20 protein-coding genes and 1 pseudogene are annotated in these 23,972 nt (G+C 32.9%); 14 read left to right on the top strand and 7 right to left on the bottom strand.

Annotated features, from left to right (window positions below; genetic code table 11):
• Window positions 1-57 precede the first annotated feature (57 nt).
• The 6 genes from LQ598_RS11365 (at window position 58) to melB (ending at window position 7,053) form a co-directional block, all read left to right on the top strand.
• Window positions 58-732: an IS6-like element IS257 family transposase gene (locus LQ598_RS11365; protein ID WP_001105987.1), complete on the top strand. Its 675-nt coding sequence runs from the start codon at window positions 58-60 to the stop codon at window positions 730-732.
• Between the two features lie 205 nt (window positions 733-937).
• Window positions 938-1,792, top strand: a complete 855-nt coding sequence (locus LQ598_RS11370; protein WP_107510189.1) for an ABC transporter permease family protein — start codon at window positions 938-940, stop codon at window positions 1,790-1,792.
• Complete coding sequence (locus LQ598_RS11375; protein ID WP_107510188.1) at window positions 1,789-2,679, top strand: ABC transporter permease subunit; 891 nt, start codon at window positions 1,789-1,791, stop codon at window positions 2,677-2,679. The genes LQ598_RS11370 and LQ598_RS11375 overlap by 4 nt, the downstream gene beginning before the upstream one ends.
• A 542-nt stretch (window positions 2,680-3,221) precedes the next feature.
• Window positions 3,222-4,106 (top strand): AraC family transcriptional regulator, encoded by an 885-nt coding sequence (locus tag LQ598_RS11380; RefSeq protein ID WP_025904679.1) that lies wholly within the window; start codon window positions 3,222-3,224, stop codon window positions 4,104-4,106.
• Between the two features lie 181 nt (window positions 4,107-4,287).
• Window positions 4,288-5,586: an alpha-glucosidase/alpha-galactosidase gene (gene melA, locus LQ598_RS11385; protein WP_107573076.1), complete on the top strand. Its 1,299-nt coding sequence runs from the start codon at window positions 4,288-4,290 to the stop codon at window positions 5,584-5,586.
• A gap of 84 nt (window positions 5,587-5,670) precedes the next feature.
• Window positions 5,671-7,053, top strand: a complete 1,383-nt coding sequence (gene melB, locus LQ598_RS11390; protein ID WP_210142050.1) for a melibiose:sodium transporter MelB — start codon at window positions 5,671-5,673, stop codon at window positions 7,051-7,053.
• A 70-nt stretch (window positions 7,054-7,123) separates the two neighbouring features.
• Here the strand turns inward: melB and LQ598_RS11395 are convergent, their stop codons facing one another.
• Window positions 7,124-10,144: a YhgE/Pip domain-containing protein gene (locus LQ598_RS11395; protein ID WP_218703019.1), complete on the bottom strand. Its 3,021-nt coding sequence runs from the start codon at window positions 10,142-10,144 to the stop codon at window positions 7,124-7,126.
• A 185-nt stretch (window positions 10,145-10,329) separates the two neighbouring features.
• Between LQ598_RS11395 and LQ598_RS11400 the strand changes: the two genes are divergently transcribed.
• The gene (locus tag LQ598_RS11400; RefSeq protein WP_158011159.1) at window positions 10,330-10,485 is read left to right on the top strand and encodes a hypothetical protein; all 156 of its coding nucleotides are present in this window, start codon (window positions 10,330-10,332) and stop codon (window positions 10,483-10,485) included.
• A 36-nt stretch (window positions 10,486-10,521) separates the two neighbouring features.
• Window positions 10,522-11,562, top strand: coding sequence for an NAD(P)-dependent alcohol dehydrogenase (locus tag LQ598_RS11405; protein ID WP_107509833.1), 1,041 nt, complete (start codon window positions 10,522-10,524; stop codon window positions 11,560-11,562).
• 101 nt (window positions 11,563-11,663) lie between these two features.
• Here LQ598_RS11405 and LQ598_RS11410 read toward each other — a convergent pair whose 3' ends face one another.
• Window positions 11,664-12,644, bottom strand: coding sequence for a tRNA dihydrouridine synthase (locus LQ598_RS11410; RefSeq protein ID WP_107509822.1), 981 nt, complete (start codon window positions 12,642-12,644; stop codon window positions 11,664-11,666).
• A 98-nt stretch (window positions 12,645-12,742) separates the two neighbouring features.
• Window positions 12,743-12,952, bottom strand: a complete 210-nt coding sequence (locus LQ598_RS11415) for a hypothetical protein (protein WP_411818328.1) — start codon at window positions 12,950-12,952, stop codon at window positions 12,743-12,745.
• A gap of 898 nt (window positions 12,953-13,850) precedes the next feature.
• Here LQ598_RS11415 and LQ598_RS11420 point away from each other — a divergent pair.
• Together LQ598_RS11420 and LQ598_RS11425 are read left to right on the top strand one after the other, a co-directional pair.
• Window positions 13,851-13,994 (top strand): annotated as a pseudogene (locus tag LQ598_RS11420) (IS3 family transposase); the annotation flags it as partial.
• A gap of 59 nt (window positions 13,995-14,053) precedes the next feature.
• Window positions 14,054-14,761, top strand: coding sequence for a histidine kinase (locus LQ598_RS11425; RefSeq protein WP_133165630.1), 708 nt, complete (start codon window positions 14,054-14,056; stop codon window positions 14,759-14,761).
• Between the two features lie 83 nt (window positions 14,762-14,844).
• Here the strand turns inward: LQ598_RS11425 and LQ598_RS11430 are convergent, their stop codons facing one another.
• Together LQ598_RS11430 and LQ598_RS11435 are read right to left on the bottom strand one after the other, a co-directional pair.
• On the bottom strand, window positions 14,845-15,096 hold the full coding sequence (locus LQ598_RS11430; RefSeq protein ID WP_025907174.1) for a precorrin-2 dehydrogenase/sirohydrochlorin ferrochelatase family protein: 252 nt from the start codon (window positions 15,094-15,096) through the stop codon (window positions 14,845-14,847).
• Window positions 15,071-15,817, bottom strand: coding sequence for a sirohydrochlorin chelatase (locus tag LQ598_RS11435; RefSeq protein ID WP_107509824.1), 747 nt, complete (start codon window positions 15,815-15,817; stop codon window positions 15,071-15,073). Before LQ598_RS11435 ends, LQ598_RS11430 begins: the two co-directional genes overlap by 26 nt.
• 315 nt (window positions 15,818-16,132) lie before the next feature.
• Here LQ598_RS11435 and LQ598_RS11440 point away from each other — a divergent pair, with 315 nt between their 5' ends.
• From LQ598_RS11440 to ascB, 4 genes are all read left to right on the top strand, one after another.
• Window positions 16,133-17,491, top strand: coding sequence for a YfcC family protein (locus tag LQ598_RS11440; protein WP_239745531.1), 1,359 nt, complete (start codon window positions 16,133-16,135; stop codon window positions 17,489-17,491).
• A gap of 122 nt (window positions 17,492-17,613) precedes the next feature.
• Complete coding sequence (licT, locus tag LQ598_RS11445) at window positions 17,614-18,459, top strand: BglG family transcription antiterminator LicT (protein ID WP_107509826.1); 846 nt, start codon at window positions 17,614-17,616, stop codon at window positions 18,457-18,459.
• 176 nt (window positions 18,460-18,635) lie between these two features.
• Complete coding sequence (gene ascF / locus LQ598_RS11450; protein ID WP_239720171.1) at window positions 18,636-20,510, top strand: PTS cellobiose/arbutin/salicin transporter subunit IIBC; 1,875 nt, start codon at window positions 18,636-18,638, stop codon at window positions 20,508-20,510.
• Window positions 20,507-21,925, top strand: a complete 1,419-nt coding sequence (gene ascB / locus LQ598_RS11455; RefSeq protein WP_239745533.1) for a 6-phospho-beta-glucosidase — start codon at window positions 20,507-20,509, stop codon at window positions 21,923-21,925. The genes ascF and ascB overlap by 4 nt, the downstream gene beginning before the upstream one ends.
• 421 nt (window positions 21,926-22,346) lie before the next feature.
• Here the strand turns inward: ascB and LQ598_RS11460 are convergent, their stop codons facing one another.
• Together LQ598_RS11460 and LQ598_RS11465 are read right to left on the bottom strand one after the other, a co-directional pair.
• Entirely contained in the window at window positions 22,347-23,327 is a 981-nt protein-coding gene (locus tag LQ598_RS11460; RefSeq protein ID WP_239732843.1) for an alpha/beta hydrolase, read from the bottom strand.
• Between the two features lie 14 nt (window positions 23,328-23,341).
• Window positions 23,342-23,911, bottom strand: a complete 570-nt coding sequence (locus LQ598_RS11465) for a sugar O-acetyltransferase (RefSeq protein ID WP_107566097.1) — start codon at window positions 23,909-23,911, stop codon at window positions 23,342-23,344.
• Between the last annotated feature and the right edge of the window lie 61 nt (window positions 23,912-23,972).

Genomic DNA, 23,972 nt, shown 5'->3' on the forward strand with positions numbered 1-23,972 from the left:
AGGTTCTGTTGCAAAGTTGAATTTATAGTATAATTTTAACAAAAAGGAGTCTTCTGTATGAACTATTTCAGATATAAACAATTTAACAAGGATGTTATCACTGTAGCCGTTGGCTACTATCTAAGATATGCATTGAGTTATCGTGATATATCTGAAATATTAAGGGAACGTGGTGTAAACGTTCATCATTCAACGGTCTACCGTTGGGTTCAAGAATATGCCCCAATTTTATATCAAATTTGGAAGAAAAAGCATAAAAAAGCTTATTACAAATGGCGTATTGATGAGACGTACATCAAAATAAAAGGAAAATGGAGTTATTTATATCGTGCCATTGATGCAGAGGGACATACATTAGATATTTGGTTGCGTAAGCAACGAGATAATCATTCAGCATATGCGTTTATCAAACGTCTCATTAAACAATTTGGTAAACCTCAAAAGGTAATTACAGATCAGGCACCTTCAACGAAGGTAGCAATGGCTAAAGTAATTAAAGCTTTTAAACTTAAACCTGACTGTCATTGTACATCGAAATATCTGAATAACCTCATTGAGCAAGATCACCGTCATATTAAAGTAAGAAAGACAAGGTATCAAAGTATCAATACAGCAAAGAATACTTTAAAAGGTATTGAATGTATTTACGCTCTATATAAAAAGAACCGCAGGTCTCTTCAGATCTACGGATTTTCGCCATGCCACGAAATTAGCATCATGCTAGCAAGTTAAGCGAACACTGACATGATAAATTAGTGGTTAGCTATATTTTTTTACTTTGCAACAGAACCTAATTAAAGGTAGTCATTCAAGTAGAATTCCTGAAAATGCAGTAGGTATTTCTTTTTATAAAGGATAATAAAGAATTTTAAGTACAGCTTTTAAGATTACTTTGAATGCCTCCTGTTAATTTATTTAGAAAGTAGGTAAATATCTTATGAGAAAATTGTTCAATTACATGATGACAATTATTGTGTTCTTATTATTAGCGTGTTTGCCTGCTTTATTTGATGATCAACATTTTAGTTTTATGAACTATCTTAATGCGTTGAAGTCGACGTTTTTATACATATTTCATCCACAAGATATTATATTTACAAATAAAATATCACATGTTGAACGCAGTTTATTTCCGTTCTTTATTGAACCATGGTTGAATACTATCTTTATTTTATTTGCTGCGTTATTGTTAGCTTTTATCGTATCTTTATTATTTACTTACCTTCTATATGTTAATGAACATATTAAAAAATGGTATTTAAAAATTAATACGGTCCTATCTATTATTCCGGATATTTTTTATATACCTTTTTCAATTTCGTTGGTGATATTATTTTATAGATATACAGATATTCTATTGTTTAATGTAGCAGATAGTTTTGAGAACAAAGCTTTGTTATTTCCTGTTTTAGTACTATCCATTATCCCTTTAGTGAGTAGTGTGACATTTTTAAGTAGTATTCTAGATGATGTATCTCATACCGATTATATTGAATTTTCTAAAGCTAAGGGGTTATCAAATGTAGAGTTATATTTTAATCATATATTAAGGAATTTGTTTGCATCCTACTTAATCAATTTTAAACATATTATCTGGATCACGCTTTCAAGTTTATTACTACTGGAGAGAATCTTTAACATGCACGGTTTGTCATCATTTATATTTGATTACGGATCCCCAGAAGTATTATTTGTCACATTTATATTGATTTATATACCTGTATCTATCGCCATATTTATGAGTCATAAAGTATTGTTTACCATCACTGGCGTACAGGGAGGGTTATCATGAAGAAATTTTATATACTATTAACGTTACTTATCTTACCTGCCCTAGTGGGTGTCGTTTATTTTGATTTACTAAACATCACGCCTAAACCTATGAACTTTCTATACAATTCTAATGGGGATATTATCAAGAGTTCGCCATTTGCACCTAGCTTTAAAGCTTTGTTTGGAGTAGATGCTGCTTCTAAAAACATGTTATTTGAAGTGTTGTCTGGATATCGTATCACTTTACTGATTATCATGGTTATATCAAGTTTATCTATTCTTTGTTCAGTAGTAATTGGAACTTATTTAGCATTTAATCGTAAGACAACAAGTATTTACAGTATCTTTTCTAATGCTTTATTTTATATTCCTCAATCTATATTGGCATATATCTTATTACACCCTTTACTATATGAAACAATAGACGGCTTTACGACCAATACGCAATTTAGAATAATTTACAATATCATCATTCTGACAATCTTAATGACACCAACGACAACTATGCTGATAAAAGAATCAACCCAACACTTATTAAATCAAGACTATATCGAAGCTGCATATACCATTAGTCCTAATCATAAACATATTTTTATCAAACATGTATTACCTAACATACAAACTCAATATTTGATCATATTTTTGAGAATATGCTTTCAAACCTTGCTAGTTATGACACACCTAGCCTTCTTCAAAATATTCTTCGGAGGCACAAAAGTTTGCTATGGCCCTGCATGCGAAATTATAGAGCGACCAAGTATCAATGACTTAAGCAGTTTATTAGGCTTTCACTCAAACGAGCTAACAACAAACTGGTGGACATTTTATGCACCATTAGTTGGCATATTATATATATTCATTATTATTAATTTATTGTCTAATCTATTAAAAGTAATACAAAGATAAGAAAAGCAGCGCAAATATAATTAACCCAAAACGACCCCCAAATCCTGAACATGTTGAGACGTGTTCGGGATATTTTAATGTAAAAAGGAAGCGGAAAGGAACGTACCAGATAAAAATTGTCCAGTTTACTGTTGACATACCATATTTTTTTGGCTTTTGACAGTTTTAGAATTCTGTGGTTTTGGGTAAACTTGAGTGAGGTTTATTGGGATTAATCCCATTTTAGTACTCAGTAATTTTCAGTATAAGTTTAGACCCTCTACGCTTAATTGAACATCTTCTATGAATAGAAGTTTTGTTGAAATTAAGAAGGTAGGGGGTCTTATTATGAGAATAGAGCATACGGTTATGAATTCAAATAACAATTTAATACAACAAAAAAACGCCCGATCCTGTAGCTCACTGCTACGAATCGGGCGATTATTTTATTAAATAAAGCTCAAATTAAGATGTTCAAAATATAAATATGAAGTGATGTATATTAAAATTATTTATATAGATTAATTTGAATTAAAAAAACATTATTCTGGGGAGGTTAGACAATGGATGAATTTTTTTCTCATAATGCCTATGGTTTTAAATTTGCTGGTGAACATCAAAATAAGGTAGCTGGTTTATATTCAATTGGATATGAACTACAGCAAGAACATAGTTATCAATGGAATGGGCTAAAGCGAAATGAAAATAATATATTTATATTCCAATATACCTTGAAAGGTCAAGGTGCTATTCGTATTAAGGATAGAATATTCACTTTAAATGCAGGAGATGCTTTTTTTGTACAAGTTCCGAGTGATCATAAGTATTATTTACCACAAGGTTCGAATGAATGGGAGTTCATATATTTTACAGTATTTGGAGATGAAGCTAGTAGACTATTCCATAATATCACTACAAATCACGGGCATACTTTTAAATTGCCACTTCATTCAGAACCAATTAAACATATATATAAAACTTTAGAAACCATTGAAACGACAGGTATAACTAATAGTTATATCGGTTCTACTGCTGCTTATACATTTATTATGAAATGCATAGAGTATTTTGAATATGGTATAAAGCGACCTAACGATTATCCTATTTCTATAGCTAAAGCTACACAATATATTGAAAAAAACTTCAAACAAGACATTACTTTAGAAGATATTGTTGAGATTTCTAATCTATCCAAATATCATTTCACACGACAATTTAAAAAATATGTTAACGAAACGCCTATTAATTATTTAACAAATATACGTATCAATAACGCATTGCCTTATCTATCACAAAATAACGTCAGTATAGATTGGATTGCGCAAGAAGTTGGTTTCCGTTCAACTAATTACTTTAGTAAAGTGTTTAAAAAGAAAATAGGTATCTCCCCGAGTCAATATAGAAAAGATACGATTATGATGTCAGTAAATAAAATATTTACTGATTAAAAACAGCAATATTTTACCCTTTTCGAAAAAATTTACAGTTGAATAGTATTTAAATAATCTCTAACCTATAGATAAGCTATAGTTAATATTAAGTACTTAATTATTCAATTTTTTCATATGAATAAACTTAATATTTTAGAGATTCGAATCTATCACTAAATTACTAAAAGGGGTAAATAATATGAAAAAAATTACATTTCTAGGCGCAGGTAGTACGGTTTTTGCTAAAAATGTTTTAGGTGATTGTATGACAGTAGAAGCTTTACAAGATTTTGAATTTGCATTGTTTGATATAAATGAAGAGCGTTTAAATGATTCTGAAATGATGTTAAACAATCTTAAAGAAGGTATGAATTCCACTGTAACGATACGTTCATATAAAAATCGAAAAGAAGCATTAAGAGGAGCAAAATATATCATAAATGCCATTCAAGTTGGTGGGTATGATCCAGCGACGATTACTGATTTCGAGGTTCCTAAAAAATATGGACTTAGACAAACAATTGCTGACACATTAGGTATTGGAGGTATCTTTCGTAATTTAAGAACAATTCCAGTATTGCAAGAGTTTGCAAAAGATATTAAAGAGGTTTGCCCAGATGCGTGGTTTTTAAATTATACAAACCCTATGGCCGTATTAACGAATATTATGTTAAAAGAAGGCATAAAAACAGTTGGTTTATGTCATAGTGTTCAAGTTTGTGCTAGTGAATTATTAGAATCATTAGAACTACCTACTGATCATATACAGTCAAAAATAGCTGGTATTAATCATATGGCATGGTTACTTGAAATTACGCGTGATGGCAAAGATTTATATCCTGAAATTAAAAAACGTGCAAAAGAAAAACAACAATCTACACATGATGATATGGTACGTTTTGAGTTGATGGATAAATTCGGATATTATGTCACAGAATCATCTGAACATAATGCTGAATATCATCCTTATTTCATCAAAAGTCAGTATCCAGAGTTAATTGAACAATATAATATTCCTTTAGATGAATATCCGAGACGCTGTGTAAATCAAATTGAAGAATGGGAACATATGCGTGATGATATTGTAAACGACCAAAATCTTACTCATGAACGTACACATGAATATGGGTCATATATTATTGAAGCTATGGAAACAAATAAGCCATATAAAATTGGAGGAAATGTGTTAAATACTGGTGGTTTAATCAGTAATTTACCTAAAAATGCAGTCGTGGAAGTTCCTTGCTTGGTAGATGCAAGTGGTATTAATCCTACTTATATTGGAGATTTACCAGAACAACTGGCTGCACTTAATCGTACAAATATTAATACGCAATTATTAACGATAGAGGCTGCACTAACTCAACAAAAAGAAAAAATTTATCAAGCCGCTATGTTAGATCCACATACTTCGGCTGAATTATCTATCTCTGATATTATTTCGCTTTGCGATGATTTAATTGAAGCACATGGTGATTGGTTACCTACTTATAGCTAAAAGCAAGCAACATAGTTCAAACAAAAATTTCTCACACTATTTTGTAAGCGGTTTATATAGCGTGAGTATTAGGGGTGATTTTATTTGAAAAGACAGGTAACCCGTAAAGCAAAATATTCTTTTGGTATCGGAGCTTTTGGTAAGGATTTAGTTGTAGGTCTTACTGGTACATTTTTAATGTTTTATTTCACAGATATTTTGGGGATTGCAGCAAGTTTTGTCGGAACTTTATTTTTTGCAGCACGCATATGGGATGCTATTAATGATCCCGTTATGGGTATGATTGTAGATAAAACAAAAACTAAATGGGGAAAATTTAGACCATGGTTAGTTATAGGAACATTAATAAACGCTGTTGTGACAGTTGTTCTTTTTACAAATTTCGGTTTAACTGGTACAAGTTTATATGTATTTGTTTCTATATTATATATTTTATGGGGAATGACATATACAATGATGGATGTTCCTTACTGGTCATGGTTACCAAATTTAACTAATAATCCAATTGAAAGGGAAGAAGTTTCTATTATCCCACGTGTTTTTGCTAGTTTTGCCAATTTACTGGTTGGTACTATCGGATTAACTGCTGTGTTATATTTTGCTGATACATTTGGAAATGGTAATCAATCTACTGGATTCTTTATACTTACGCTCATTATTGCAGTTACATTTGTCGTTGCAATAATGATTACTGTAAGAAATGTATATGAAGCACCAACTAATATTGATACAGGTATTACGTTGCGTTTTAAAGATATATGGAGAATTTTATTCACAAATAAAGAGTTACTTGCATATATTGGTATACTCATGACGTTTTTCTTGAGTATTCAAATTTTAGGAAATGTGGCTATATACTACTTTAGTTACGTTGCAGAATCTAAGTTCCTGTTTGCTTTATATAATGGCATGGGCTTTATGGAGATTATTGCATTACTCATGTTCCCTAAAGTATCAAAATGGTTATCTCGTGAACATGTCTTTCCAATAGCAGCAACATCATTATCACTAGGATTGATTATTCTTTTAATTGCTAGCTTTTTATTCCCAACTGTTATGATTCCTGTAATTCTTGGAACTGCATTGATCAAAATAGGAACTGGACTAATTATGGGTATAATAACTGTTTCTATTGCTGATGTTATAGATTATAGTGAAATGAAATTTGGTCAACGAAATGAAAGTGTTATTACTTCCACACAAACATTTTTAATGAAATTAGCTATGGCAGTAGCAGCATTATTAACAGGTTGGAGTTTAGATATTTTCGGTTATCAACCTGGTCAAATACAGAGTGATTATACAAAGAATGGTTTGCGCTTTCTCATGATTGTACTACCTATAATCAGTGTTATTATAAGCTATATTATCTATAGATTTAGCTATAATCTAAAAGGAGATTATTTAAAAGATATAGTAGCTGTTTTAAACCTTAGAAATAGAAAAAAGAATCATAATGAAAATTAGTAATATTATATAATAAATAATTAATACCCCTACAATTTACTGATGTTGTAAATTGTAGGGGTAATTTTAATTATTCCATTAAGTAACTGTCTTCGGCGCGTTTGATTGTTTTCTTTTTCCATGGGTCAAGTATTGGTTTAACGATAAATCCTATTGTGAATATGACGACACCAAATAATACGAGACATATGAGATTGTATATGAGTATTTCTGGTACGACGCCTCCAACCGCTTCTCTTAAAGCATCTACAGCATAAGTAAACGGCAGGTACGGATGTATGGCTTGGAAGAATTTTGGTGTGACTTGTATTGGGAATGTTCCGCCACCGCCTGCTATTTGTAGTACCATAATGACAATTGCTAATGCTTTACCTACGTTACCGAATAGGGACACTAATGTATAGACGATGCTTATAAATACGATTGAAACGAGTACGGATAATAGTATAAATAATAATCTATTATCAATTGCTGCGCCTAAAATAAACATATCTCCTAGTGACACGATAATGGACTGTATGACACCTATAATAATAAATATAAAGCTCTTTCCAACGAATGTTTCTCTCAATGAATATTTCTGCTTAATTTCTGGATTTTTAATATCTGTTGTTAATAAGTTAGATAATAGTAAAGCACCTACCCAAATTGCTAAAGATGTATAGAATGGTGTACTTGCTGTCCCATAGTTTGGCACACTAAATAGTGATTCTTCTTTTAATTCTATTGGGTGTGCGATAATATCTGCTTGTTTCTTTAAATCATTTTTCAATAATTTAATCAGCTCGTGAACTGTATCATCTTTATCTATTTCTCTAACTTTCTTCGCTGCTTTCTTAATATCTTCTTCAATACCTGGTAAATCATTTCGCGCAAATTCTGCTAAGTCATGAATTTCTTTTTGAGCTTCTGGTAAGTTTTCGTCTATTAATTGAACAGCGCGATCGTATTTATCAATCATTGTCGGTAAATCATTATTTGAGAACTGTGCGAGCTTTTTAACTTCTGATTGAACATTTGGTAGTTCATTTTCAACGTAATAAGCACCTTTACCAACTTGCTCTTTAAATTTAGGGAAGTTTGTTTGAGCTACTTCATTAATGTTATTAAACTTTCTTTCAAGTTCAGGTAATTCATTGTTGATGCTGACTAATAAATCATGACCATTTTGTAAGGAACTTTTCCCAGTTTGAATTACATTATCTATCATGTTCATAGAACTTCTAATCTTCGAGATATCATCGATTCCTTTAGTTAACGCTTGATCGATTTGGTTAACGCCTTCCATTAAAGTCGTCTTAAAATCACTGCTCGTATACTTCAATAAATTGTCTAAAGATACAAGATTAGAATCTATTAATTTATCTAATGTTAAGACTTCTTCTTTCCCAGATTTACCGTTATTTAAAGCATTAATCAGATTGCTTTGGCCATTTATAACACTTTGCAAATCTTTGTTAGCTGATTCAAATTGTGAAATGGCTGATGAAGTATCAATACCTTCAGATTTCTGAAGTTCCTTTAAAATATCAATCATAGAATCATTAAAAGCGACACCTTGTTGTAAGCGTGATTGATTGTTTTTCACAGTGTCTGTAAGTTGTTTACTGTCTTGACTCATTAAGATACTTTGATTAATGGCTTGCATGCTTTCTAAATCTTTTTTGTTCATAGTTGCTTGTTCGTTACTATAGTCTGCGAGTGCTGTTAAAGATTCGCTCAGTGCAGATTTCATTTCATTTAATTCTTGATCAGTTAATACGTTTTTAGAAGCTTGGTCATTATTTTCGTTATTATCATTTTCTTCTTCATAAGCTTGTTGCGTTGTTACGATATTATTATCTTTCTCTTGTTCTTCAGTTGATGGTTTTTCTTCAGTTTCTTCTTTAGAAGTGTCGTCTGATTGTTCTTTATCACTTTCTTGTTCTTCAGCATTTTGGTCAGTATTATTGTCTTCATTGTTTTCTTCTGACGACTGTTGAGGTTCTTCTGTACTTTGTTCAGGTTTCGCTTCGTTATCTTTAGTATCTTTCTTGTCTTTCTCAGCTTCTGATTTCAATTTTTCGTTCGCTTTTTCAGTTTTTTCCTGAGCTTTTTTAGCATCTGCTTCATACCGATCTAATTTACGATTTAATTCAGGTAAATATTGTTCTGCTTTATTGATAGCTGCTAATGCTTTTTCAGTTGCTTCAATACCTTGAGGTACGCCTTTATTGATTTTAGGAAATTGTTGTTGTACTTTATTAGCTTTTGCTAATGCACTTTCGATTTCAGGCATTTTAGCATTTAGTTTCGTAATTAATTGAGCTGCTTGATTAATGTCACCCATTTTACTGTTGACTTCATTTATTTTCTTAACGCCTTCATTAATGTCGCCTTTGTAATTTCCTAGCGCTTCGAATTCATCTTTATACTTCGTAATGTCATCTTGATGTTCATCAATTTCTATCACTTTCTCTTTGAATTCTTCTATTTTAGGAAGATTATCTTCAGCAGTATATACAGCATTTTTAATTTTGCTTAAAGTAGGTAATTCATTTTCAAGGTCTAAACCGACTTGATTTGCTTCTTTTAATAATGCTTGCGTTGCATTCTCGCCAAACTCTTTATTTAAAGAATCTACAATGGATGATGCACCAGCGTTTGTCATTTTAGGTGCAATCGCATTTAATTTCTCGTTTACTTTGTAATCAATGACGGCTTTCTTTGGTTTCTTATGATAGATACTCGTGACTTCATCAGAAAAAGTCTTATGTAAATATATAGAGGCATAATAATCACCTTTTTCAACACCATCGTCAGCCTTCTTACGATTTACAAATTCCCATCCAAACTTATCGTTCTTCTTCAACTGTTCAACTAATTGGTCACCAACATTAATATGTTTACCTTCAACCTTAGCACCCTTATCTTCATTCACAACCGCAATTTTAATACCTTGCGTATTGTTGTAAGGATCCCACGTAGAACTTAAATTAAACCACGCATAGAATGATGGCAAAATAGAAAGACCTAATAATAATATAATCACAAACGGCACACGTCTGATATTTTTAATATCTTCAATAAAAATTTCAAATGGTTTCTTCAAAATCATAACTCCTTATCCATTAGTACATGACATGTACTATAAATATCAATACCGCTATCATACCCTATGTTCAAAATCAATTCAATCCCAATTTGTTATATAAGTATATTTATAAAGACTAATATACGACTAAAATAGCATGTTATAGCTATATCAGTATATTAAAATAGAAAATATTTCTATTTTTGGATATCGATAAAAAAAGCCCTCTTTCAATGACTGCAGATGTCATGTCTACATTGAAAGAGGGTGGAGTGAATGTTGTGGTGCTTAAAAGCAAGTCATATAAATTGACGATGATTACACACGAGTCTAATATTATCAAAGAAGAATACGAATGACTGTATTCTATCCAGTAAGTAACGGAGGAATTTATGATGCTAAATGCTAAAGCGAGAGCAGTAAGTAGTCCGGATTCTAATTTTTTTGCGACAGAAATTACGAGAAGAGATTTAGATAAACATGATATTTTGATAGAAATTAAATATGCAGGGATATGTCATTCGGATATTCACACTGCACATGGAGAATGGGGACCAGTGAACTATCCTTTAGTACCGGGTCATGAGATTGCGGGTATTGTTAAAGAAGTTGGTTCTGATGTGAGTAAATATCAAGTAGATGACCGTGTTGGTGTTGGTTGTATGGTTGATTCATGCGGTGAATGTGAACATTGTCAAAATGGCGAAGAACAATACTGCGTAAAAGGAATGGTTGGTACATATGCAGGTACTGACAGATATGGTGAGCCAACTCAAGGTGGTTATTCAACACATATCGTCGTACATGAAGATTTCGTACTACGTATTCCAGATAATATTCCTTTAGATGAAGCGGCACCTTTACTTTGTGCAGGTATTACGACTTATTCACCTTTAAATCACTGGAAAGCATACGAAGGTAAAAATGTAGCTGTTATCGGTATGGGTGGACTTGGTCATATGGCCGTTCAAATTGCACATGCAATGGGCGCTGATGTAACAGTATTATCACGTACATTAAATAAAAAAGAAGACGGCTTAAAATTAGGCGCTTCTCATTATTATGCAACAAGTGATGAGTCAACATTTGAAGAACTTGCTAACTCATTTGATTTAATCATTAATACCGTAAGTGCTAATTTACCAATAGATGATTATCTTCAATTATTAAGATTAGACGGTACACTTGTAAACGTAGGAGCACCAGCAGAACCCGTATCATTACGCGTAGCAAACTTAATCGGTCACCGTAGATCATTTGCAGGTTCAGCAATTGGTGGTATAAGAGAAACACAAGAAATGTTAGACTTCTGTTCAGAACATAACATTAGACCACAAATCGAACTAATTTCAGCAGATCAAATAGACGAAGCATATGAAAGAGTCTTATCATCAGACGTTAAATATCGTTTCGTAATAGATACAAGCACAATGTAATAACGAAAAAAGTGTCCATATGATGGGCACTTTTTTGTTTTATCTAACAAAAAATCCCCTGCTAACGATAACGTTAACAGGGGATGATTTATTGATTCACTTTAAGATTCTACGACGTCTTCCGTTTGGGCTTCGAATTCATCTAGTAATGCGCGTACTTCGTCTGTTGTTTCTGTACTCATTAATTGATGTCTTAATTCGCTAGCGCCTCTCATGCTGCGGACGTAAATTTTGAAGAATCTACGTAAGCTTTTGAATTGTCTTGTTTCACTAGTTGCGTATTTGTCGAATAATGTGAGATGTAATCTGAGTAGGTCTAATAGTTCTTTACTTGTATGGTCACGAGGCTCTTTCTCAAATGCAAATGGATTATTGAAGATACCTCTACCAATCATAACACCATCGATGCCGTATTTTTCAGCAAGTTCAAGACCTGTCTGTCTATCAGGAATATCACCGTTTATCGTTAACAATGTATTAGGTGCGATTTCGTCACGCAAATTCTTGATAGCTTCGATTAATTCCCAGTGTGCATCTACTTTACTCATTTCTTTACGCGTACGAAGATGAATTGATAAGTTTGCGATATCTTGTTCGAAGACGTGCTTTAACCAATCTCTCCATTCTTCTATATCATAATAACCGAGGCGTGTCTTAACACTTACCGGTAGACCACCAGCTTTAGCTGCTTGAATAATTTCAGCGGCACGTTCAGGTCTTAGTATTAAGCCGGAACCTTTACCTTTGCCTGCAACGTTTGCTACGGGACATCCCATATTCAAATCAATACCTTTAAAGCCCATTTCTGCCATTCCGATACTCATTTCTCGGAAATGATCTGGCTTGTCGCCCCATATATGTGCGACGATAGGTTGTTCATCTTCACTGAATGTTAAGCGTCCGCGAACACTGTGTATACCTTCAGGGTGACAAAAACTTTCCGTATTTGTAAACTCAGTGAAAAAGACATCTGGTCTAGCCGCTTCACTGACTACGTGACGAAAGACGATATCCGTAACATCTTCCATAGGTGCCAAAATAAAAAATGGACGTGGCAATTCACTCCAAAAATTTTCTTTCATAATATATTTTAACCTTCTTATTTATTAATTTATTAAATATTTATCCATGATGATATTACCATAAAAGTGCAACTTATACAAAAGGATATTTACTCATTTTAATGCAAATTATCTATCATAACATCTTGGGCTTCGAATTCATCTAGTAATGCGCGTACTTCATCTGTTGTTTCTGTACTCATTAATTGATGTCTTAATTCGCTAGCGCCTCTCATGCTGCGGACGTAAATTTTGAAGAATCTACGTAAGCTTTTGAATTGTCTTGTTTCACTTGTCGCGTATTTATCGAATAATGATGTGGTTATCACATAACCAAACACCTTCTTATAGAAGAACAAAGGTTGCAAGTAATTTATGGTTTAAATGTAGTTAAGGTGTATATTTTTTGGTAACAAATATGTATAGTTATAACTTACTTTTACTTGGAGTGTATTTGCGTTTTAAGAAATAAACGTGATTATACATTTAGAAAAGTATATAAAATTAGAGTTTGTTCAAAATACTCTCTTAAAAAGGAAATACATCTTTTTGATAATTTTTTAAAGATATTTATAAGTTTTAAAAAGGAAATACATCTTTTTGATAATTTTTTAAAGATATTTATAAGTTTTAAAAAAGAAATACATCTTTTTGATAATTTTTTAAAGATATTTATAAGTTTTAAAAAGGAAATACATCTTTTTGGAGAAAAAAATAAATATTTTGGATGATTGAACCTAAAAAGGTTCATAAGTTTGTGTTGTTATTTTTGGATTTTTTAGAAAAACGCTTGTTTTTGGTAATAAATAATTATAAAGAGTATTGGACCTTTTTGGGTTCAACACTCTTTGGTTTAAATTTGATGGTGTATTTGAATTTAACCCTTTTGTTGAATTCAAATTTAACAGTAATTGGGAAGAATATTTAAATTATTTGTAGTATGTCAAAAGTATTAATGAAAAATTAGGTTAAATATTATAAGGAGTGATTGTTATGGCTTATGATTTAAAACCGTTTAGAAGACAATTTTTTAGTAATTTTCTTGATGAACAAGGTATAAAAACTGATATTAGTGAAAAAGATGATAGATATGAATTAAAAGCAGAGCTCTAGGCTTTTCAAAAGACCAATAGATATTTCATATGAAAATGGTAAGTTAATAATTTTCGGAGAAAATAATCAGGTAATGAAGAAAAAGATGATGAAGGTAAAGTGATTCAAAAAGAAAGATCTTATAGAAATGGTGAAACACATAGATTCAATCAACAAGTAGGAAAACAATATTCCTACGGAAAAGGTATCGAAGAGTTAAGTACTGTTGAAACACTTAAAATTGAGTTGAAACGTAAAGAAGTAGAGATGAGATTGATGAATTAGGTCTATCTATTAATTTGCTAATAGATAGACTCAGTTATAAAGAAATAGAATTATTGGAAAGAACTAAGGTAGAGCAAAATCATATAGATCAAATATCTCATGATATCAACACACCATTAACTGCATTAAGGTTAGAACTATTCCATCTTTCTCAGCAATATGGAATAGAGGATGAAAATATTGAAGTGTCTTATGAAAGAATAGACTATATTTCAAAACTGATTAAAAATATTTCAATAGATCAGAAAGAGAATATTCAATATTTTTATACATTTAATCGTGAAGTAGATGTTGTAAGCATTAGTAAGAAAATAATAGATAAATGGCAATACCTTATCCAGAGGCAAAATATGAACATAAAATTAGAAGGTGTTCAGAACCAATTAATTTGGTCAGGAGAAGAATTGTGGTTTGAGAGATTATTTGAGAATATTATTTCTAATATATATGAACATTCCAATGCCAAAAATATTAAAGTTACGATAAACCAAAATCAAGTGTCTTTTGTTGATGATGGAATAGGATTTAAAGTTGATAATTATCAAGATAGTAAAGGGTTAAATATCATTAAATATACCGCATTCACTCCTGCTAATATAGCGAATACGATAGACAAAGTTAAACTCTCTATTGGCATTGTAAAAATTATTGCGAATAGAAGAATAACATTTAAAACCGTTGCCATAGTAAAATCATTATTTGAACTGTTCTTTTTTTTCATAATCGTTCCTCCTTATTTTTACTTATACCTGTTGTTTTAAAAATTTCTACCGTCTATTGATATCTATTCTCTATATGCTTCTTCTCAATAATATTGCCTTTCATGTCTTTTTTGTCGATGTATTCACTTTTCGGGCTGGTTCGTTGCGATAATAATTAAGTCTGCATGGGCAATATGTTCTCGTTGATAGTCCACTTGTATAAGGCAAATATGTTTCGTTAGTTGAATCGTATCAAAGTGCTCATGAAATTCACGTGCGATAACATCAATTGAGCAAGGCTCTGATTTCAATTTAGAGAACTTTCTCCATGCAATTTTGCCGCCAGCAATAATGACGACATGTTTACCTTTAAGGTTCAGTTGAATTGGATACATCCGGTATCGCCTCACACTCAGCAATTCTAAAATGTACAATGTCTTTTAATAACGGATGAAAATTAATGGCAGTCGTATATGTGATAGGGTTCGGTAAACCGAGTGATTCTATTTGACGTTTCGACTTGTTTACAAGGAAACCATCATAGAAGAAAAATGGAATAATTAATAATTTACGATGCTTCTTAGCGATTTTCGGTAATGTTTCTTTAAAGCGAAGTTCACCATAGACCATACTTGGATAACATGGGTTTTGATCTGTTGATAGTTCGCGACAAATTCGTCTAAGTGCAACATCCGGTTCATCAAAGCGTGCATTACCGTGAGCAAGTACGACAATGCCAGTTTCATCATCAATGTCGTCTTTGTAAGCTTCAAGTTGAGAAGCAACCCAGTTTGTCATAATCGGGTGTGTGCCTAAAGGTTTACTTAATATAAACTGCACGTTCGGATTATTTTCTTGAAATGTTTCATATAAAGCTTCGATATCTTCGTAATAATGAGAAGCGGTAAACAATAATAACGGCACAAGATGAATACGTGAATATCCAGCATCAACCGTTTGTTGAATCACTTCATCTAATAAGATCTCTTCACTTTCTAAAAAGGCCACCTCATAATCAATCTCATCACTATTAAAAGTTTGATGAATAAAATTTAATAACGTTTCATTTAACTTTCCCTTTCTCATACCATGAACAACTAAAATCGTCTTTCGCATGACAATCCCTCCTACATCTTTATTCTAAAACAATATAACGAAAGTTTGTGAATTTTTTCTCAAAAAGAAGAAAAATAGGGAGTTCCCTATATAATAACGTGAAAAATAATTTGTGCATATGATTTTTTGTAATAACTGACAAAAATATTTTTTAAATTTTCTGATTTGTATAATTATAAATTTTCCTAAACGTGATAGCATAAAATTGTTTATCAAAATAAGCAAAGGGGTAGTGCACATTAGTAAAGGAAAATGGTAAGGCAAAGAACGAAGATAGGTCGAACAAAAAGTTTAGTATGCCACATATATATATATGTGATTTTATTTGTTTTCGGTGTGATTGCAACTATTTCTACATATTTAATTCCATCAGGCGAGTTTGATAGGGTTAAAGGGCCTGAGGGTAGAGAAATGGTAGATGCAGATTCATTCCATTACATAGATTCAGCACCAGTTGGTTTAGTTGATTTTATTTCGATTATACCACGAGGTTTAATTGAAGCAGGAGAAATTGTCTTCTTTACACTTATCATCGGTGGGATGTTTATGGTGTTAAGACGTACAGGTATTATTGAAATTGGCGTGGATAAACTTGCACGTCAGTTTATAAATAAAAGTATTTTGATCATTCCAGTATTAACAACAGTATTTGCGATTATTGCTACATTAATCGGTACAGCAGAGTTGTCACTCGTTTATATTCCGGTTATTATACCGCTTATTATTGCGTTAGGTTATGACTCTATAACCGCTACATCTATTGCATTGTGTGGTACTGTAGTCGGCTTCACGGTCGGTGTGTTGAACCCAATCAATACCGGGTTAGCACAAAAGTTATCAGGAATACCAACATTCTCAGGACTTGGATTACGTTTAGTTATTTTTGTGATTGTACTATTTGTAACGGTATTATTTATTATGAAATACGCTAAAAAAGTTAAAAAAGATCCTTCAATTAGTTTGGTTTATCATGATGATACTGAGAAGCGACATATGTACAAAGATATTACGAATCAAGAACCACTCGTTGCGACTAAACGACAAAAAATTGGTATTGGCGTCGTGCTCTTATTCTTTATCATTCTTGTATACGGGGTTATTACACAAGGATGGTTTATGGTAGAGATGTCAGGTCTTTTCATAGTTATGGGTATTGTAGTAGGTCTCGTAACTGGATTGAATACACGTGAAATTTGTGAGTCTTTTAATGATGGTTTCAAAGATGTATTAATGGGTGCGATTATTGTAGGGCTCGCACGTTCAATCGCTGTTGTACTTGAAGACGGTAAAATTATGGACAGTATCGTTCATGGATTAGGTTCTGTTATCGATGGAGCAACACCAACAGTAGCAGTAGTCGGTATGTATATCGTGCAAGTGCTGATTAATTTTATTATTTCTTCAGGAAGCGGACAAGCCTTAGTGACAATGCCAGTTATGGCACCATTAGCAGATATGTTAGGTATAACAAGACAGACCGCAGTCTTAGCCTTCCAATTAGGAGACGGCTTTACACATGTCTTCTATCCAACAAGCGGGTACTTTATGGCAGCATTAGCAATCGGAGGCGTATCATATACAAAATGGATCCGATTCTTCTTCCCACTCTTTATCGTATGGGGTGTCATTTCAATCATTTCATTAATCTTTGCGCAGTTAATAGGTTGGTCGTAGGGAGAAAATTAATAAGTTGTAGTAGGAGATTCAAGTTTGAAAACTTGAGTCTCTTTTATTTATAGATTGATAATTATTATAACGGTGTGGCACAATGTATTTATTAATTAAAGGGGTGTCATATGAAGATAAATAGAGTCATCAATCATAATGTGATTAGTGTCACCCACAACAACCAGGAACGTGTTGTGATGGGGAAAGGGATAGGTTTTCAAAAGCAAGAAGGCGATATTGTGGAAGAATCAAAGATTGAAAAAATATTTGATTTAAGTAGCCAGGAAATTTCTGATCGCTTTAAAACGTTATTAATCGAAGTACCGATTGAAGTGGTTCAAGCTGTTGAGAAAATTATAGAAGTATCGAAGGATAAATATCAAAAAGATCTCAGCGATACTATTTATGTGGCACTGACGGATCATATAAATTTTGCTATTGAGCGTCAAAAAGAGGGAATGGCTATTAAGAATGGATTGCTATGGGAAACGAAACGTTTTTATCCGACTGAGTATGAAATTGGTCTGCAAGCATTAGATTGGATTACTGAAATTGTTGGTGTTCGTTTACCTGAAGATGAAGCGGGATTTATTGCAATTCATTTGTTAAATGCAGAACATAATAACTTAGCAGACTATAATCAAGTAACAGAAATGGTGCAAAATATTTTAAGTTTAGTGAAATACCATTTTAGATTAGATTTCGATGAAGAAAGTTTAACTTACTATAGATTTGTGACACATTTAAAATTTCTTGCTCAACGTATTTTCTCAAGTAACCCACTTGATACGAATGAAATCGAACTTTATGAGATAGTAAAAGAAAAATATAAACATGCATTTAAATGTGTGAAGAAAATTGAAGTATTCTTATTGAAAAAGTACCAGTATGAAATGACACATGATGAAGCATTGTACTTAACGATTCATATACAGAGATTAATTTCCAGAAATGAAAGCGTTGACAATAAATAATTATGTGATATATTGATGTTACGAAAACAAAATAAACAATTAATTGTTTAGGATTGTTACTGTTCGGCAGGCGAGACCTAAATCATTAATAGGTGAATTTATCTAGGGATAAGTCTATCTATTTATGATTTGGGTCTCTTTTTTATTGTTCTAAACAAGACGGGAGAGATATAAAGATGACAAACGAACAAAGGATGGCTGATGAAATACTTAAACACATTGGCGGTAGTGATAATGTTAAAAATTTAACGCATTGTATGACACGATTAAGATTTGTGTTGAAAGATGACAGTAAGGCTGATGATGATGCCATAAAAAATATTGATGGTGTTATGGGGTTACGTAAGCAAGGTGGACAATATCAAGTTATTGTAGGGAACAATGTATCACACACTTATACAGCATTGATGAAAAATGGCGTCAGTGGAGGCGCTAAAAGTAATGAACCAGTTGAAAAGAAAAAGTTAACATTTAAACAGGTGGGTATCAATATTCTTGATGCTATTATCGGAACGATGTCACCATTAATTCCTGCTATTATTGGTGGTTCAATGATTAAATTATTGGCCATGCTATTAAGTATGACTGGTGTACTATCAGAAAGCAGTTCAACGTATAATATTTTAAATACTATAGGAGATGCACCGTTCTTCTTCTTACCAATGCTTGTGGCAGTATCTGCAGCGAGGAAATTTAATAGTAACGTATTTTTAGCATTGGCAATTGCTGGTGTTATGGTACATCCAGTGTTTATGGAAATTATGGAAAAAGCAGCAGAAGGTAAAGAAGCAACTTTCGCATTTATTCCAGTTATGTCAGTGAAATATACTTATACGATTATTCCAGCAATCGTCATGACTTGGTTGCTGAAATATATTGAAGATTTTGCAGATCGTATTACACCAATTGTAATGAAGAACTTCTTGAAGCCAATGTTAATCTTATTAATTGCTGCACCAATAGCGATTATTATCGTAGGTCCTACAGGTATTTTGATTGGTACAGGTCTGTCTCAAATTGTCTTCTTTGTACATGATAAATTAGGCTTTTTAGCAGTAGCTATCGTAGGTGCCTTATGGCCATTATTAGTTATGACAGGTATGCACCGTGTATTCACACCAACGATTGTTCAAACAATTGCTGAAACAGGTAAAGAAGGTATGGTTATGCCATCTGAGATTGGTGCTAACTTATCATTAGGGGGCGTTTCATTAGCAGTAGCATTTAAAACGAAAAATAGAGAATTACGTCAAACGTCATTGGCAGCTGCATCATCAGCCATTATTGCAGGTATAACTGAACCAGCATTATATGGGGTTGCTATTCGATTAAAACGCCCAATGATTGCATCTGTTATTACAGGATTTGTTGCAGGTGCTGTAGCAGGACTTGCAGGTTTAGCAAGTCATTCTATGGCAGCACCAGGTTTGTTTACGAGTGTACAATTTATTGAAAAAGATAATCCAATGAGTATAGTGTGGATTATTGTAGTAATGATTCTATCGGTTGTTCTTTCATTTATCTTAACGTTAGTACTTGGATTTGAAGATATTCCAGAATCTGAAGATGAATTATTAGATTTAGGTTCTCAAGATCATCTAACAGTTGCAGCACCTGTTGAAGGACATATAAAACCAATTGAAAGTGTTGAAGATGAAGTATTTAGTAGAGAAGTAATCGGGAAAAGCATGGCAATTGAACCAACAGGTAATAAAATTTATGCTCCAGTAACAGGTACGGTAACTTCTGTATTTCCAACAAAACATGCTATCGGTATAACAGGAGATAATGGTGTTGAAGTATTAGTACATGTAGGTATTGATACTGTGAAATTAAATGGAGAACCATTTACATCAACAATTGAACAAGGTGATCATGTAACTGTTGGAGATATTCTTGGTACATTTGATTTAACACAAATTATTGAATCAGGTTATGATCCGACAACGATTATTGTCATTACAAATACAGATGAATATGAATCAATAACATCCTTTGATCACGCAGAGGTTAAAGCACAAACATCCATATTAGGAGTGGTTAAATCATGACAATAAAATATTTCCCGGAAAATTTTCTTTGGGGTGGCGCAATAGCAGCCAATCAAACAGAAGGCGCTTGGGATAAAGATGGTAGAGGAATCAGTAATATTGATTTAATTCCTCATGGTACGAAGAGACAAGATATAAAGTTAGGTTATAAAAAGAGTGAACTTGATCAGAATGAATATTATCCAAGTCATACTGGTATAGATTTTTATCATCATTATAAAGAGGATATCGCGTTACTTGCTGAAATGGGTTTAAAAGTATTTAGAACATCTATTTCTTGGAGTAGAATTTTCCCAAATGGTGATGAAGAAATGCCGAATCAGGCAGGTATAAATTATTACAAAGATCTATTCAAGACATGTAAACAACATGGTATGGAATTACTCGTTACACTTGCGCATTTTGATATTCCAATGGGGATAGTTGAAAAATATAATGGGTGGAAAAATAGAGAAACGATCGATTTATATATTAAATTTGCAGAAACATGCTTTAATAATTTTGGAGAATACGTCAATTATTGGATTCCATTCAATGAAATCAATGTAGTGTTACACAGTCCATTTTCAGGTGGCGGATTGTACTTTGATGATAGTGAAAATAGAGAAGAAATATTATATCAAGCTGCACATTATATGTTAGTAGCAAGTGCGAAAGCTGTTCGAAGTTGTCATCGTATTACGCCACACGCAAAAATTGGATGTATGATTGCTGGTGGTAGTTTCTATCCATACAGTTGTAATCCAGAAGATGTATGGCAGTCTATGAATGATGAAAGAACAAATACTTTCTTTGTAGATGTGCAAGTGAAAGGTAAATATCCATACTATATGGATTCATTTTTTAAGGCTAAAGGGATTAACATTGAAATGGATGAGTCAGATAAAGAAATACTGAAAGAGACGGTGGATTTTGTAGCATTTAGTTATTATGCGTCTCGAACATCTATTGCGGATATATCAAGAGTTGAAAAAAACGAAGGAAATGTAATTGTATCAGCCAAAAATCCTTATCTTAAAATGAGTGATTGGGGATGGGTAATCGATCCACTTGGTTTAAGAATAACGATGAATCAAATATATGAAAGATTTGAAAAACCACTATTTGTCGTTGAGAACGGATTAGGTGCTAAAGATGTGGTAGAAGCGGATGGTACAATTCAAGATGATTATAGAATAGATTATATGAATCAACATATAGAAGCAATGTACGATGGAATTCAAGATGGCATTCCATTGTTGGGATATATAAGTTGGGGTATTATCGATTTAGTGTCTGCATCAACAGGAGAAATGAGCAAACGATATGGAATGATTTATGTAGATAAAGACGATGAAGGAAGTGGGACACTCGAACGTCGAAAGAAAAAATCATTTGATTGGTATAAGCAAGTCATACAACAGAATGGAATATAAATAGAAAACGCTGGGACATTTCTTCTGTCCCAGCGTTTATCATATTGGAAAGAAGTATATAGAGGGTGGGCTAATTATAGAGAGCGGCTCGAATGTTGCAAGTGGAGTGCGACAAGCAATGTTGGAGCCTTGAATGTTGCAAGTGAGGTGCGACAAGCAATGTTGAAGCCTCGAATGTTGCAAGTGAGGTGTGACAAGCAATGTTGGGAGCTCGAATGTTTCAAGACAGGACAAACAAGCAACATAGAGCCATTGTATGTTGCAAGACTCATCAAACAAGCAACATAGAGACGTTGTATGTTGCAAGACAGGGTAAACAAGCAACATAGAGCGTTCATATATTGTAAGACAGCCCAAACAAGATAAATAGCAGCCTTGTATTTATCAAGACTGCCCAAACAAGATAAATACACCAACCTTTTTACCCGAGATGTTTTTTGAAGAATTGATTTATTTTATCAAATGGTATGACATCTTCTTGGTCGTATAAGTCTGTATGCACTTTTCCAGGGATAAGATGGAGTTCTTTATTATCTCCAGTTAACTGTTTATATGCATCTTTACTAAAGTATGTTGAATGCGCTTCTTCACCGTGAACTAATAACACTGCGCTATCGATTTCATCAATATATTGTAGTAATGGCATATTCATAAATGAAAGTGGATTAGTTATTGTCCAACCTCTGTTTGAATTTAATGATCTTGGATGATAGCCTCGATTTGTCTTGTAGTAATCATAATAATCTTTAACAAATTGTGGGGCATCATCTGGTAATGGATCAATAACACCACCTGCTAGAACTGGATCTTGTGAAGCGTAATCTTGTGTTCTCTGTGCATTTAACGCATGTTTCTTCTTATATCTATCATCTTTACTATCTTCTTCATCAAAATAACCATTAGCATTGATTCTACTCATATCATACATAGTTGAAGTGACTGTTGCTTTAACACGAGTATCTATTGCAGCTGTGTTAAGTGCCATACCGCCCCAGCCACAAATGCCAATGATGCCTATTTTCTCTTTATCAACGAGATGATGATTACTTAAAAAATCTACTGCTGCCTGAAAATCTTCAGTATTAATATCTGGTGATGCAACGTAACGAGGAAATCCTGAACTTTCCCCTGTATAAGAAGGGTCAAATGCGATTGTAAGGTAACCTTGTTCAGCCATTTTCTGAGCATAGAGTCCAGAAGATTGTTCTTTCACAGCACCGAAAGGACCACTTACAGCTAAAGCTGGCAATTTATCTTGTTCGGATTCTTTAGGTATATACATGTCAGCAGCAAGTGTAAGACCATATCGATTGGTGAATGTTGTTTTTGTATGATTAACCTTTTCACTTTGTGGAAAAACTTTATCCCAAGTTTCTACTAAGTCTAATTGAGTTTGTTTCATTTTATATGCCTCCATTAATTTTCTTTTATATTTTTTACAAATTGTGCTGGGCTTCCAACTACAACTGTATTGGGTGGTACGTCTTTCGTAACTAATGAATTTGCGCCAACGATTGAATTTTCACCGATTGTTACGCCCGGTAAAATTGTAGCGGCTGCCCCGATCCAAGCGTTTTGTTTAATCGTAATGGGTTTAACTATTAATCCGCGTCTTTCTTTGGGGTTTGTTGGATGATTAACTGTGAGCAAGTTAACACGAGGACCAATCAACACATGGTCTTCTAATGTAATGCCGCCCAAGTCTGTGAACATCGTATTACTATTGATAAAGACCGACTTACCGATTGAAATATGTTTGCCGAAATCTGTGTATAACGGCAAATTTATACTGACGCTTGAATCTATAGGTTGGCCTGTAATTTTGGATAAAATGTCTAACGCTTCATCATTGGTATGGTATGAACTATTAAGTTCGTGGACGAGAGGTGCGTTCTTGTTTACGATATCATGTATTTCTTTAAAAACAGGTTCATCTTCTGCGACAGTTCGATTCCATATGCTTTGATTGAGTACACTTTTAAACAATTTTTAACCTCCTTTGGAACGATAATGTGTATATGTATCATGTTATGGTATATTTATTATG

This window comes from Mammaliicoccus sp. F-M27 (genome assembly GCF_022387115.1).
GTDB classification, from domain to species: Bacteria; Bacillota; Bacilli; order Staphylococcales; family Staphylococcaceae; genus Mammaliicoccus; species Mammaliicoccus vitulinus.